This is a genomic window from Arthrobacter sp. AQ5-05, assembly GCF_003287975.1.
In the GTDB taxonomy this organism is placed as follows: domain Bacteria; phylum Actinomycetota; class Actinomycetes; order Actinomycetales; family Micrococcaceae; genus Paeniglutamicibacter.
Genome location: NZ_QMKQ01000001.1, coordinates 434,640 through 447,129 on the forward strand (window position 1 = coordinate 434,640; position 12,490 = coordinate 447,129).

General features: G+C 68.2%; 12 protein-coding genes. 7 read left to right on the forward strand and 5 right to left on the reverse strand.

From position 1 onward, the window contains the following. Nucleotides 1–6: 6 nt before the first annotated feature. The 3 genes from DQ353_RS02095 (at nucleotide 7) to ettA (ending at nucleotide 3,391) form a co-directional block, all read left to right on the forward strand. Nucleotides 7–942 carry a CPBP family intramembrane glutamic endopeptidase gene (locus DQ353_RS02095; RefSeq protein WP_113761120.1) on the forward strand — a complete coding sequence of 312 codons (936 nt, stop codon included), beginning with the start codon at nucleotides 7–9 and terminating at the stop codon, nucleotides 940–942. Nucleotides 943–1,063: 121 nt separating this feature from the next. Then, nucleotides 1,064–1,558, forward strand: a complete 495-nt coding sequence (locus DQ353_RS02100; RefSeq protein WP_181578200.1) for a single-stranded DNA-binding protein — start codon at nucleotides 1,064–1,066, stop codon at nucleotides 1,556–1,558. 150 nt (nucleotides 1,559–1,708) lie between these two features. Beyond that, nucleotides 1,709–3,391, forward strand: coding sequence for an energy-dependent translational throttle protein EttA (ettA, locus tag DQ353_RS02105; RefSeq protein ID WP_113761122.1), 1,683 nt, complete (start codon nucleotides 1,709–1,711; stop codon nucleotides 3,389–3,391). A gap of 129 nt (nucleotides 3,392–3,520) precedes the next feature. Here the strand turns inward: ettA and DQ353_RS02110 are convergent, their stop codons facing one another. Then, nucleotides 3,521–4,408: an acyl-CoA thioesterase gene (locus tag DQ353_RS02110; protein WP_113761123.1), complete on the reverse strand. Its 888-nt coding sequence runs from the start codon at nucleotides 4,406–4,408 to the stop codon at nucleotides 3,521–3,523. Nucleotides 4,409–4,575: 167 nt separating this feature from the next. Here DQ353_RS02110 and DQ353_RS02115 point away from each other — a divergent pair, with 167 nt between their 5' ends. Continuing rightward, a complete protein-coding gene (locus tag DQ353_RS02115; RefSeq protein ID WP_113761124.1) occupies nucleotides 4,576–5,235 on the forward strand; it encodes a DUF8185 domain-containing protein in 660 nt (219 codons plus the stop codon). 36 nt (nucleotides 5,236–5,271) lie between these two features. Here the strand turns inward: DQ353_RS02115 and DQ353_RS02120 are convergent, their stop codons facing one another. The 4 genes from DQ353_RS02120 to pepN all read right to left on the reverse strand — a co-directional run bounded on the left by DQ353_RS02120 (nucleotide 5,272) and on the right by pepN (nucleotide 9,765). Continuing rightward, the gene (locus DQ353_RS02120; RefSeq protein ID WP_502696362.1) at nucleotides 5,272–5,850 is read right to left on the reverse strand and encodes a globin; all 579 of its coding nucleotides are present in this window, start codon (nucleotides 5,848–5,850) and stop codon (nucleotides 5,272–5,274) included. 123 nt (nucleotides 5,851–5,973) lie between these two features. Then, nucleotides 5,974–6,666, reverse strand: coding sequence for a DNA alkylation repair protein (locus tag DQ353_RS02125; RefSeq protein WP_286166552.1), 693 nt, complete (start codon nucleotides 6,664–6,666; stop codon nucleotides 5,974–5,976). A 3-nt stretch (nucleotides 6,667–6,669) separates the two neighbouring features. Beyond that, nucleotides 6,670–7,143 (reverse strand): OsmC family protein, encoded by a 474-nt coding sequence (locus tag DQ353_RS02130; protein WP_113761126.1) that lies wholly within the window; start codon nucleotides 7,141–7,143, stop codon nucleotides 6,670–6,672. Nucleotides 7,144–7,206: 63 nt separating this feature from the next. Continuing rightward, nucleotides 7,207–9,765: an aminopeptidase N gene (pepN, locus tag DQ353_RS02135; protein WP_113761127.1), complete on the reverse strand. Its 2,559-nt coding sequence runs from the start codon at nucleotides 9,763–9,765 to the stop codon at nucleotides 7,207–7,209. 194 nt (nucleotides 9,766–9,959) lie between these two features. On the opposite strand from pepN, the gene DQ353_RS02140 reads away from it, so the two are divergent. From DQ353_RS02140 to DQ353_RS02150, 3 genes are all read left to right on the forward strand, one after another. Next, the gene (locus DQ353_RS02140; protein WP_181578201.1) at nucleotides 9,960–10,802 is read left to right on the forward strand and encodes an aspartate dehydrogenase domain-containing protein; all 843 of its coding nucleotides are present in this window, start codon (nucleotides 9,960–9,962) and stop codon (nucleotides 10,800–10,802) included. A 98-nt stretch (nucleotides 10,803–10,900) separates the two neighbouring features. Continuing rightward, nucleotides 10,901–11,941, forward strand: a complete 1,041-nt coding sequence (locus tag DQ353_RS02145) for a DUF1648 domain-containing protein (RefSeq protein WP_113761129.1) — start codon at nucleotides 10,901–10,903, stop codon at nucleotides 11,939–11,941. 69 nt (nucleotides 11,942–12,010) lie between these two features. After that, the gene (locus DQ353_RS02150; protein WP_113761130.1) at nucleotides 12,011–12,484 is read left to right on the forward strand and encodes a ribose-5-phosphate isomerase; all 474 of its coding nucleotides are present in this window, start codon (nucleotides 12,011–12,013) and stop codon (nucleotides 12,482–12,484) included. The last annotated feature ends 6 nt before the right edge of the window (nucleotides 12,485–12,490 follow it).

A 12,490-nucleotide genomic window follows, 5' to 3' on the forward strand; every position in this document is an offset into this window, starting at 1 on the left:
TCGGACGTGGACCGCAACCTGCGAGCAATCCTGTACTTCACGGCCATCTCCTGCGGGCTGGCGTGGCTGGTGGCATGGCCGCTGTGGCAGGGCGACGGATTGCTCGACACCAGGTTCGGGGTGGTTGCCCTGGCAATGATGTTCACGCCCGCGGTCGCGGCCCTCGCCATGGTCTTCATCGTCGAACGTCCCGCTGCCAAGCTTCGCTCGCTGGGGCTGTGGCCATTGAAACCCGCGGGCCGGCTGCTGAGGTTCTTGGCCTTGGCTTTCATCGTCCCGGTGGCACTGATCCTGGTGGCACTTCCCGTCGGGGATGCGCTGGGGGTCTACCGCGCGGATTTCACCGGTTTCTCCGCCTTCAAGGCGATGCTGGCCACAGCCGGCGAGGGCGAATTGCCCCTGCCTATCGAAACGCTGGTGGCACTGCAGTTCGTCAATGTGCTGATCGGTGCGCTCATCAACCTGCTTCCGGCCCTGGGTGAAGAACTCGGTTGGCGCGGCTGGCTGTTGCCCAAGCTCATGCCCTACGGCCCGGTGAAGGCGATTGTCGTGTCGGGCATCATCTGGGGTGCCTGGCATGCTCCACTGGTCCTGCTGGGCTACAACTACCCCTTGGCACCCGGTTGGCTGGGGATGCTCATGATGATCGGCATGTGCATCCTCGTGGGAGCGGCCTTCGGGTGGCTGCGCCTTCGTTCCGCTTCGGTGTGGCCCGCCGCGCTGGCGCATGGCACATTCAATGCCGCGGCAGGCTTCTCCTTGGTCTTCGCCGCGGCCGGCGCCCCGATCAACACCGTCAACGCGACGATCCTTGGCTGGTCCGGGTGGATCGTCCCGCTGTTGCTGGCCATCGTGCTGCTCGCCACCAAGCAGTTCCACGAGGCGCCCGCAAGCGGGAACCGGGCCGGCCAGTTCCCCACACACCCACCGGCGGCAGGCTAGTTTTCGGCGCCAGGGCTTCTCCACAACCGGGAACCGGGCGGGCATCTCACTTCTCCCGCAGCGCCACACTGGGTGGACGAGGCGGGAAATGCCTGCCGACTTCCGAGCATTGGAGTGCACCATGACGGACCACATTACGTTGCGCGGTGTGGTGGGAACCGAACCCCGCCAGAGCGGTGAAGGCAGCGGCACGCTCATCGCAAAATTCCGCCTGGTCAGCAACGAGCGGCGGCAGGACCCCGATACTGGGCAGTGGGCAGACGTCCACAGCAACTGGTACACCGTCTCCTGCTTCAGGGCCATGGCCACCAACCTGCTGGCCAGCATCCACATGGGCGACCACGTGGTGGTCTACGGCAAGATGCAGGTCCGCGAGTACGACCGGAAGGACGGGGCGCGCGGCTTCAGCGTGGACATCGAGGCCATGGCGCTGGGCCACGACGTCCGTTTCGGGGTCAGCCGCTTCGAACGGGTTCGGGGAGCCGGGGGCGAGGACAATGGGTCGCGGCGCACCCGTGCCGGCGAATCGGTCCACGGGCGCGAGGGGTCCAACGACGGGTTCCCGGTGACCGGCTGGCCGGACGCCGAACCCGAGACCGACACCGAGGCGGCCTGAGGGCCCCGGGCGGCAAACGGGCCGGGAATGTGTGGGCGGCCACGGCATCGGATGCCGTGGCCGCCCAATGTGTGCAGGAACATGCCGGCTGGGGGGAAACCGGCCGCGGAAATTGTGAGGAAGTCAGCCCAAGGCACTAGCCTTGAGGGCATGGCGGAATTCATTTACACGATGACCAAGGCTCGCAAGGCCGTTGGCGACAAAGTCATTCTCGACGATGTCAGCATGTCGTTCTATCCAGGCGCAAAAATTGGCGTGGTTGGACCGAACGGTGCCGGCAAGTCCACGATCCTGAAGATCATGGCGGGGTTGGACATACCCTCCAACGGCGAGGCACGCCTCAGCCCGGGATACAGCGTTGGAATCCTGTTGCAGGAACCGCCGCTGAACGAAGAAAAGACCGTTCTGGGCAACGTCCAGGAAGGCGTCGGGGAAATCTATGAAAAGATCACCCGATTCAACGAGATCTCCGAAGAGATGGCCCAGGACGGCGCGGATTTCGATGTGCTGCTCGAGGAAATGGGACACCTGCAGGAAGCCATCGACACGGCCGACGCGTGGGACATCGACTCCCAGCTCGAACAGGCCATGGATGCACTGCAGTGCCCACCGGGCGACTCCCCGGTTTCACATCTCTCCGGTGGCGAGCGCCGCCGCGTGGCGTTGTGCAAGCTTCTCTTGCAGAAGCCTGACCTGCTGCTCCTTGATGAGCCCACCAACCACTTGGACGCCGAGTCCGTGTCATGGCTCGAACAGCACCTGCAGGCCTACCACGGTGCAGTCCTTGCGGTGACCCACGATAGGTACTTCCTGGACCACGTGGCCCAGTGGATTGCCGAGGTCGACCGCGGGCGCCTGATCCCATACGAGGGAAACTACTCCACGTACCTGGACAAGAAGCGCGAACGCCTCGAAGTCCAGGGCAAGAAGGACCAGAAGCTTGCCAAGCGCCTGACCGAAGAACTCGAATGGGTTCGTTCCAACGCCAAGGGCCGCCAGACCAAGTCCAAGGCCCGTTTGGCACGCTACGAGGAAATGGCGTCCGAAGCGGAGCGCACCCGCAAGCTGGACTTCGAGGAAATCCAGATCCCGGCAGGGCCGCGACTTGGCTCCCTGGTCATCGAGGCCAAGGACCTGAAGAAGGGCTACGGCGATCGGGTGTTGATCGACAACCTGTCCTTCACCCTGCCGCGCAACGGCATCGTCGGCGTCATCGGCCCGAACGGCGTGGGCAAGTCCACCTTGTTCAAGACCATCGTCGGCATGGAGCCGATCGACGGCGGCGAGCTGAAGATCGGCGACTCGGTCAAGATCTCCTACGTCGACCAGAACCGTGGCGGCATCGACCCGGAAAAGTCGCTGTGGGAAGTTGTTTCCGAGGGGAACGACTACATGTACGTCGGCCAGGTCGAGGTTCCCACACGCGCCTATGTTTCGGCATTCGGCTTCAAGGGCCCGGACCAGCAGAAGAAGGCAGGCGTGCTCTCCGGTGGTGAGCGCAACCGCCTGAACCTGGCTCTGACCCTCAAACAGGGCGGCAACCTGCTGCTCCTTGATGAGCCGACCAACGACCTCGACGTCGAAACCCTCTCGTCGCTGGAAAACGCGCTGCTCGAATTCCCGGGTTGCGCCGTGGTGGTATCGCACGACCGTTGGTTCCTCGACCGGGTTGCCACCCACATCCTGGCCTATGAGGGCACCGATGAGGATCCGTCGAACTGGTACTGGTTCGAGGGCAACTTCGATTCCTACGAGGCCAACAAGGTCGAACGCATGGGCCCGGAGGCTGCCAAGCCGCACCGCGTCACCCACCGCCGCCTGACCCGCGACTAGCAGCCGGCGCGCCTTTCGGGCGCCTCGGTTCGGTCCACGACAAAGGCCCGGATTCCGCTGGAAGAAATTCCGACGGGATCCGGGCCTTTGTTGTTCTTGGCCGGCAGTGCGCGGGGCCGCCCCCAGGGACTAGTCTTCGTCCCGGGGCAGGCGGATCATGCCTTCCTGGGCGACGGTGGCCACCAGCTCTCCGGCTCGGTTGAAGATCCGCCCGGTCGCGAGCCCCCGGGCACCGGAAGCGCTGGGGGACTCCTGGACGTAGAGCAGCCACTCATCGACGCGGAACGGACGGTGCCACCACATCGCGTGGTCGAGGCTGGCCACGGACATGCCGGGGGTGATCCAGGTCAGACCGTGGCGGCGCAGCACCGGCTCCAGCAGCGTGTAGTCGCTGGCATACGCCAGCGCGGCACGGTGCATGGCGTCGTCATCGGGCATGGCGGAGTTGGTCTTCATCCACACCGCGTTGGTCGCCGGACGGTCCGCGGGGCCCTTGAGGAAGAGCGGCTCGCTGATGTATCGGATGTCGAAGGGCCTGTCGAAGGCGTATTCCTTGGCCACCGGGTGGTCCAGGTCGCCAATCAGCTCTGCGGTGGTGGGCAGAGACTCGGGATCCGGGACGCCCTCGGGCATGGTGTCCTGGTGGTCGAGGCCCTCGGCGTGTGCCTGGAAGGACGCGATCATCGAGAGGATCGGCACGCCGTTCTGGTAGGCGTGGACCCGCCGGGCGGAAAATGAGCGCCCGTCGCGCAGCCGCTGCACCCCGAAGGTGATCGGCAGGCTCGCGTCCCCGGCGCGCAGGAAGTAGCCGTGCATCGAATGGATCGGCCGCTCCTCCGCGATGGTCTTGGAGGCGGCCATCACCGCCTGGCCGAGCACCTGGCCGCCAAAGACGCGGTTCCGGGCCTGGGGCGGGGTGTGGCCGACGAAGATGTCCTCGTCGGTGCGGGCCTCGGGATCGCCGGAGAGGTCCAGCAGGTCGATCAGCTTCGGGGTCGTGGTGTCTTGGGTACTCACGTGTCTGCTCCTTGGAGGGGAGAAAAATGGATCTGGTAAGACACTATCGCCCCGGTGAGCCGTTCGCCGTATTCGCACCCGACGCCGCCCCGCGCCTCAGTGTCTTGTGTGTCTCCGAAGGACCGCTGCAATGGGCCGGCACGCCCCGGACATGGAAGTATGAAGGCATGGCAAGTGAATTCGTAGTACTCGAGGACCAGGAAACCGTTGCGGACCTGGCCACGTTCCTTTCCCGCGCGCGTTCGATCGAGGACGGTGCGGTGATGATGCAGGCGGCCGGCAATGCCCTGGCCCTGTATGTCCCGGTGCTCTACCCGGAGCTCCTGGGCGATTCGGTTCCCACGGTGCTGGGGATGCGCGCCGTGCGGCTCTCGGTCCCGGCAAAGGCGCAGGGCGTCTATGCGATCTCCGCGCTGACCGAGCGGCTGGCCCGGATGGGGACCACGTCCCTAGAGCTTTCGGTTCCCCCGGCAGAGGTCAACGCGTCGTGGGCGGGCCAGCATGTCCCGCGCGGCGGCTGGGACGCGGTGGCCACCCTGGCCGACGACATGCTGGTCGCCGAGGCGGTGCGCGGCATGGGCGTGGTGGCCCAGGCCCTGCCCGAAAACGCCGGGCGCCCGGTGCTCAAGACCGTGCGTGCCAGGATCTGGTCCTCGCCCGTCGAAGGGGTCGAGGCGGCGATGCCGCTGGCCATGGCCTTCGGTGCCCGGGCGCTGGGGTTCCTGCGCGAGGGGGAGGGTTCCACGCTGTTTTCCTCCGGCGCCTGGCTGCGGTTGGGCAGCACCGGAGGGAACGTGGTGGCACGCCAAGGCGGCATCCTGGGCTAGCGGCCCGGATCCCGCGGGGTTCTTTCCCCGGAGCGGTTACTGGTCGGGCGCGTTCATCAGCGAGTGGGCGGCCCGGTCGAAGTAGTCCCAGAGGGTTGCCTCCTGCAGCGGCGGCAGTTCCAGCGAGTCCACGGCGATGCGCATGTGCTTGAGCCAGGTATCGCGGTTGTGCGAATTGATCGTGTACGGGACGTGGCGCATGCGCAGGCGGGGGTGCCCGCGGCGTTCGGAGTAGGTCTTGGGTCCGCCCCAGTACTGTTCCAGGAACAACTGCAGGCGCATGGTGGCCGGGCGCAGGTCCGTCTCCGGGTACATGGCACGGAATTCCAGGTCCTGCCCGACCGAGTCGTAGAAGGCCTCGGCCAGCTTGGCGAAGGTCTCCCGCCCGCCGACCTGCGCGTAGAACGTGCCCTCGTAGGCGGCCGGGTCGTGGTCGTCGTTGGGGGAGAGCTTGCCCTCGGGCAGGGCGTTGCTCAGCGAGGCACCGACCGGGCGCAATTGGCCCGGTTCCTCCCCGAAGGGGCGCAATTGCCCGATGCCCTCGCCGAAGCGGGTGGGCACCGGCAGCAGTGCCGGCTCGGGGGCGGGATCGGGGGCGGGGCGGTTCTCGTTCACGGTTCGGTGTCCTTTCAGTTCCCGGCTGCGGCCCGGGACCCTTTTTCCCATTATCCCGCGGGCCCCGCGGCGGACGGGCAGCTTTCGCGCAGGGCGTGAGATGACGGCCCCGGGCCCACGGGCCTACACCGCCTGGCCAAGGTGCCTGAGCGCCTCGCGTAACGACAGCGGGCTCATGTGCTCCCGGTGCGCCGCCACCCAGGCACGCACCCACTCGGGATCGGTCTTGGCGTATTGCCGCAGCGCCCAGCCCATGGCCTTGCGGATGAAGAACTCCCCGTCGCCCAGATTGGCGCAGAGCGCCTCCTCGAGCAGCGCGGTGTCGGTGTCCGCACCCAGGTGCAGCTGGCAGATCATCGACTGGCGCCGTTTCCACATGTTCGGATCCGTGCTCCAGCGGCGCATCATTGCAGCGAGGGGTTCCGGGTGGGCGAGCAGCAGCTGCCCAAGGGGCCGGGAGCATCCATCGACGATGTCCCACCAGGCGCCCTCAACGATCATGCGCTCATACAGCGGCAGGAACTCCATGCGGCCGCGGCAGGCGGCCGCCGCGCAGATCTCCTGGGCGGCGTACCAGTGCTCTCGGTGCGTGGCCTGCGACCAGATTCCCGTGGCCAGCTCCAGCCGCTCCGGCACGCCGGTGGCGCCGAGCCTGCGGACCAGCTCGCGGGTGGTGCGCCGGAGCACGGGGACCGGAACGCCCAGGAACGGCTGCGTGGTTTTCATGTAGGCCTGCGCGCTCGCTGCCCGGCCGGCATCGGCCAGCGGCAGCAGCATCGCGGTCAGCAGGTCAACCGCCGGGGTGCCGGTGTCCACGGTTCAGGCGCCCGGGGCCGCCGGGGCGTGGTGCACCGGGAAGTTCACGCTGCGGGCGATGAAGCACACGGCATTGGCCGCCGTGTGCAGGGAATCGGCCAGTGCCCGCTGCGACTCGTCGCGCAATGCCACGCGCGGGGCGAGGTTCGCCTCGAGGAATTCCCCGCTGCCGTCGCGGTTCAGCCGCAGCACCCCGGAGGCGGCATCGGTGTAGCCGGTGACGACCAGGCCGTGCTGGACCGCCACGTGCAGGTAGGAGAGCATGTGGCACTGGGACAGCGCGGCCAGCAGCAGCTGCTCGGGGTTCCAGCGGTCCTTGTCCCCGTGGAACGTCGGGTCGGCGGTGCCGGGAAGATCGGGCAGGCCGGCGGCGCGGATCACGTGGTCGCGTCCGTAGCTGCGGTAGCCGGAGGTTCCTTCGCCGCGGTTGCCGGTCCAGGAGATGTCAACGCGATATTCGTGCAGTGCCAGGTTCATGCTCCCATTCTCGCCCAACCGGTGGTGCCGGCGCACGCCGGCACCACCGGTTGGGCGGGCCGGCTAGGCGCCGGATCCGTGCGCGTCGGCCGACTGCGCGGCAAGGGCGCGGACCACCGACTCGCGGGACTCGATGACCAGCCGGTGCAAGGCCGGGGAATCCTCGCCCAACTCGGCCAGGAACGCATCGGTTGAAGCCAGCGTGGCCTGGCTGGTCTGCGCCGCCGGGTAGAACCCGGTGACGATCTGCTGGGCGATCTCGTAGCTCTTGGACTCCCACACGGCCCGGGCGGTGTCGAAGTACTCGTCCGCGTAGGCGGAAATCAGCGACGCGTCGTGCACGCGGTTGAAGCCCGCGATGGCCGCGCGCTGTTCCAGGTTGGACAGCTTCCCGGCGATGACCGCATCCCAGGCGGCCCGCTTGGCGTCGGGCGTGGGAATCGCGGCCCGCGCGGTCTGGGCGGCCAGCTGCCCGGTGGAGGTGGCGTCACGCGCCAGCTCGGCCTCGATGGCCGGCACGTCGGCGCGGCCCCCGGCGGCCAGCGAGACCACCAGGTCCCAGCGCAGGTCCGCGTCCACCGCCAGCCCCTCGAGCACTCCGTCCCCCGAGAGCAGGGCGGCGACGGCGTCGAGCTGGGACTCGGTGTGCGCCAGGTTGGCGAAGGCGCCGGTGAACTGCAGCTGCGCATCCGATCCGGCACCCGCCTCCCGGGCCAGCTCCCAGAGCTTCTCCGCGGCCGCCAACCGGGCGGCAGGGGCGTGTTCGCGGGCCACGTAGAAGTCCAGGGCCGTGTTCAGCTGGCGCAGCAGCACCATGATCACGGTGGAGTCGGATTCGTGCCCGATGTTCTTGAGCACCAGCTCGATGTAGCTGCGGGCGCCGGTCTCGGCGTCGCGCACCGCATCCCAGGCCGCCGACCAGACCAGGGTGCGCGGCAGCGAGTCGGCGAAGTCCTTCAGGTGCTCGGTCGCGGTGGCCAGCGATACCGGGTCCAGGCGGATCTTCGTGTAGGCCAAGTCGTCGTCGTTGACCAGCACCAGCGCGGGGCGCTTGCGCCCCACCAGCGCCGGCACCGCGGTGCAGGGGCCGGCGACGTCGAGTTCCTCGCGGTGCACGCGCACCAGCGCACCGGATTCGTCCAGGTCGTAGAAGCCCACGGCCAGGCGGTGCGGGCGGAACACCGGGTGCTCATCGACCGCGGTTTGCACGATGTCGAAGGCGGTGATGGTTCCGGCGCCGTCGGTGTCGAGGTGCGCGCGCAGCGTGTTCACCCCGGCGGTTTCCAGCCAGAGCCGGGACCACTGCCCCAGGTCGCGGCCGGAGGCGGCCTCCAGCTCGCGCATCAAGTCCGGCAGCTCGGTGTTTTTCCACGCGTGCTTGGCGAAGTACTCGCGCACCCCGGCCATGAACTGCTCCTGGCCGACCCAGGCGACCAGCTGGCGCAGCACGGAAGCACCCTTGGCGTAGGTGATGCCGTCGAAGTTCACCAGCACGTCCTCGAGGTCGTTGATCTCGGCCTTGATCGGGTGCGTGGAGGGCAGCTGGTCCTGGCGGTAGGCCCAGTTCTTCTCCAGGATGTTGAAGGTGGTCCACGAGGAGGTGAATTCGGTGTTCTGCACTGCGGCGAGCGTGGACATGAACTCGGCGAAGGACTCGTTGAGCCACAAATCGTTCCACCAGCGCATGGTGACCAGGTCCCCGAACCACATGTGGGCAAGCTCGTGCAGGATCGTGATGGCGCGGCGCTCGACCATTGCGTCGGTGGGGCGGGAGCGGAAGACATAGGACTCCAGGAACGTGACGGCCCCGGCATTCTCCATGGCGCCGGCATTGAACTCGGGCACGAAGAGTTGGTCGTACTTCTCAAATGGGTAGGGCGTGCCGAACTGTTCCTCGAAGAACTCGAATCCCTGGCGGGTGAGGGTGAAGATGTTCTCCGCGTCCAGGTGCTCCATGAGCGAGGCGCGGGCGAAGACGCCCAGCGGGATGACCCGTCCGTCGCTGCTTCTCAACTCCGAGCGCACGGACTTGTAGGGACCGGCGACGAGCGCGGTGATGTAGGAGGAGATGCGGGCGGTGGGGGCAAAGGCCCAGGTCTTGGCGCCCTGGTGGGCCGACGCCGGAACCGGGGTGGGGGCGTTGGAGATGACGTCCCAGTGCTCCGGGGCGGTGATCGTGAAGGCGAAGGTCGCCTTCAGGTCCGGCTGCTCGAAGACCGCGAACATGCGGCGGGAATCGGGCACCTCGAACTGCGAGTAGAGGTAGACCTCGTTGTCCACCGGGTCCACGAAGCGGTGCAGTCCCTCGCCGGTGTTCATGTACAGCGCGTCGGCGTCGATGACCAGGGTGTTTTCTTCCGCCAGGTCCTCCAGGGCGATGCGCACGCCGTCGGACACCGCGGCGGGGTCCAGTGCGGTGCCGTTGAGGTTCACCGAACGCACGGCCGAGGTGACAGCGTCGATGAAGGTGGCGGAGCCCGCGGAGGCGGAAAAGCGCACGGTGGTGCGCGAGGAGAAGACGGTGTCGGAGCCGGTGAGGTCCAGCTCGACGTCGTAGGAGTGCACGTGGAGCAGTTCCGCGCGGATGCGGGCTTCTTCGCGGGTGAGGTTCATTCCTGGCATGGTCAGACGTGCCTTTCGATGGTTGCCGAGCTTAAATCTGGGGGCTGCACCTGGCCCGAAACGGCGCCGGGCGATGCGGCACGGCATGCAGCAACACCTTCAGAGTGTGAAACAAGCCTTGAACAGTGTGTCCATTCTCTCACCACCACCCCGGCCTCCCGCAAGTGCACGCGGATACTGGTTGGATGGATGGCATGGGAATTGATGTGGTGCTGCTGGGATACGGCGCGATCGGGCAGGCGGTCCACCGGATGCTTGGAGCACACGACGGCGCGGTGCGGATGCTCGGGGTGCTGGACCGCGCGTCCCTGGCCGGCCCCGATCCGGCGGCACGCTTGTCACGAACCACCGGCCCCGCCGGGCCCATCTCCGGGCCTCCGGTGCCGGTGCTCGACCTGGCCACCGCCATCGACCGGGCCGATCTGGTCATCGAGTGCGCCTCCCCGGCCGCGGTGCGTGCCCACGGGCCGGCGATCACCGGCGTGGGAACCGACCTGCTGGTGGCCTCGCTGGGGGCGTTGGCCGATGGACAGCTGCGCGCCGCGCTGGAGGCCGGCCCCGGACGCTGCCACTACTCCACCGGCGCCATCGGGGGGCTGGACCTCATCCGCGCTTCGGCCGGCACCATCAACGCCATCGAGCTGCACACCCGCAAGCTGCCCGAGGCGCTGCTGCATCCCGGGCTGCCCGGGGCCCTGCGCTCGGCGATCACCAGGGCGGCCGAATCCGGAACCGCGGCGCCGGTCTTCTCCGGATCGGTGGCCGATGCCGTTCGGGACTTCCCTTCCAACATCAACGTGGCCGCCGCCCTGGGCCTGGCCGCCGGGGACCTGGACCTGGTGGCAGTGGACATCACCGCCGACCCGGCCGCCGCCATGACCCGCCACGAGATCACCGTGCGCGGGGACGGCGGGAACTACCGCTTCGGGATCGAGAACTTCCCGGATCCCGCCAACCCGGCCACCAGCGCGCTGACCGCCCGCTCGATGGTCTCGGGCGTGCTGCGCCTGGCCGGGTACGGGCCCCACTTCATCTAGCACGCCCGGTACCGCGCGGCAGGGATGAAACCCGATCGGCGAACTGGATATGCTCGAAAAAGACCCGCATCCGCACCACCGAAGGGGAATCCGAACCCATGATCGCATCACCGAACCCGCCGCCGGCCCCGGCCCGCAGGCCCCGGCTCTGGGTGCTGGCGCTGTCCACCCTGGGCGTCGTGCTGGCGGCCCACCTGGGCAGCTCGCTGCTGTGGCGCGGGCGGCTGCCCGATCCGCTGGCAACCCATTGGGGAGCAACCGGGGTGGCCGACGGGACCGGCAGCCTCGCGACCCACGTGCTGGTTGGAGCCTTCACCCTTGTGCTGCCGGGCATCCTCATGCCGGTCGCGGCAGGCAGCTTCGCGGGGGCCGCGGGCCGCAGCGGCGTCCCGCTGATGGCCGGCCTGGGCAATGGCCTGGTGGTCGGCAGCGGAGGGATGTTCCTCTCCGGTCTGGTCGGCCAGCTGGACAAACCCGCGGCACTGGACGCCCGGATGGACGGCACGGTGCTGGTTGCCGGCATCGTGCTTGGCCTCTTGTGGGGCGTCGGATCCGCGCTGCTGGTCCGTGCTGCCCTGCCGCCCCGGGTCCCTGCGCCGCACCCGGCATCGCCGGCCACGGCCTCGGCCGCACAGGCGTTTGCCCCCGGCACCGTGGTCGCTTCCACGGTGTGCGGCCCGGTCTGGATGCTGGCCCTGATAGCGGTCCTGGCCGTGGCCATGGCCGTATTTGGAATCACCGCCGGTAGGGAGGACCTCGTCGTGTTCTGGGCGATGGTACCCGGCCTGGCCATCGTGCTGGGGGCCGGTGCGACCTGCCTGGCCGGAAAGGTGGTGGCCGACGATGCGGGGATCCGCGTCTACGGCGGCGGGTTCCTCAAACTGCTGCACGTCAGGCCCGCCGACATCGAGCACGCCGAGGCGCGCGAGATCACCCCGGCCGAATTCGGCGGCTGGGGCCTGCGGGTCAGCGGCGCGGGCGTCGCCTTCATCGTGGGGGCCGGCCCGGGCGTGATCGTGCACCGCCCGCGCGGGGGAGCGCGCATCTACTCGGTGACCACCATGGCCGATGCCGAGTCCATGGCCGGACTGCTCGAGTCGCTGGCCGCCAGGCGGCACCAATCCGGGTCATCAACTTAGCCCCCGGCCGGACCCGCCGCTAGGCTGGTTCCTGCATCCCTCCTTCACCACCGCCTAAGGACACATCACATGCGCGTTCACATCGCCACCGACCACGCAGGCCTCGAGCTCAGCGCCCACCTGATCGCCCACCTCACCGCCAAGGGCTACGAGATGGTCGACCACGGGCCCACCGCCTACGACGCCGAGGACGACTACCCCTCGTTCTGCATCAACGCGGCCCTGGCCGTGGTCGCCGACCGCGCCGCCGGGCTGGACTCGCTGGGCATCGTGCTGGGCGGATCGGGCAACGGCGAACAGATCGCCGCCAACAAGGTCGTCGGCATCCGTGCAGCCCTGGCCTGGAACCTGGACACCGCTCGCCTGGCCCGCGAGCACAACGACGCCAACGTCGTTGCCGTGGGTGGCCGCCAGCATTCGCTGGAGGAGGCCACCGGCATCATCGAGGCGTTCCTGGCCGAGCCGTTCTCCAACGTCGAGCGCCACATCCGCCGCATTTCCAAGATCGCCACCTACGAGACCACTGGGGAGGTCGTGGCCTAGCCGGGG

What these genes read in the sequence shown, in the direction of transcription:
- DQ353_RS02100 (WP_181578200.1), top strand. Translation starts at nt 1,064, where the DNA reads ATGACGGACCACATTACGTTGCGCGGTGTGGTGGGAACCGAACCCCGC.
- ettA (WP_113761122.1), top strand. Translation starts at nt 1,709, where the DNA reads ATGGCGGAATTCATTTACACGATGACCAAGGCTCGCAAGGCCGTTGGC.
- DQ353_RS02115 (WP_113761124.1), top strand. Translation starts at nt 4,576, where the DNA reads ATGGCAAGTGAATTCGTAGTACTCGAGGACCAGGAAACCGTTGCGGAC.
- DQ353_RS02130 (WP_113761126.1), bottom strand. Translation starts at nt 7,143, where the DNA reads ATGAACCTGGCACTGCACGAATATCGCGTTGACATCTCCTGGACCGGC.
- pepN (WP_113761127.1), bottom strand. Translation starts at nt 9,765, where the DNA reads ATGCCAGGAATGAACCTCACCCGCGAAGAAGCCCGCATCCGCGCGGAA.
- DQ353_RS02140 (WP_181578201.1), top strand. Translation starts at nt 9,960, where the DNA reads ATGGGAATTGATGTGGTGCTGCTGGGATACGGCGCGATCGGGCAGGCG.
- DQ353_RS02145 (WP_113761129.1), top strand. Translation starts at nt 10,901, where the DNA reads ATGATCGCATCACCGAACCCGCCGCCGGCCCCGGCCCGCAGGCCCCGG.
- DQ353_RS02150 (WP_113761130.1), top strand. Translation starts at nt 12,011, where the DNA reads ATGCGCGTTCACATCGCCACCGACCACGCAGGCCTCGAGCTCAGCGCC.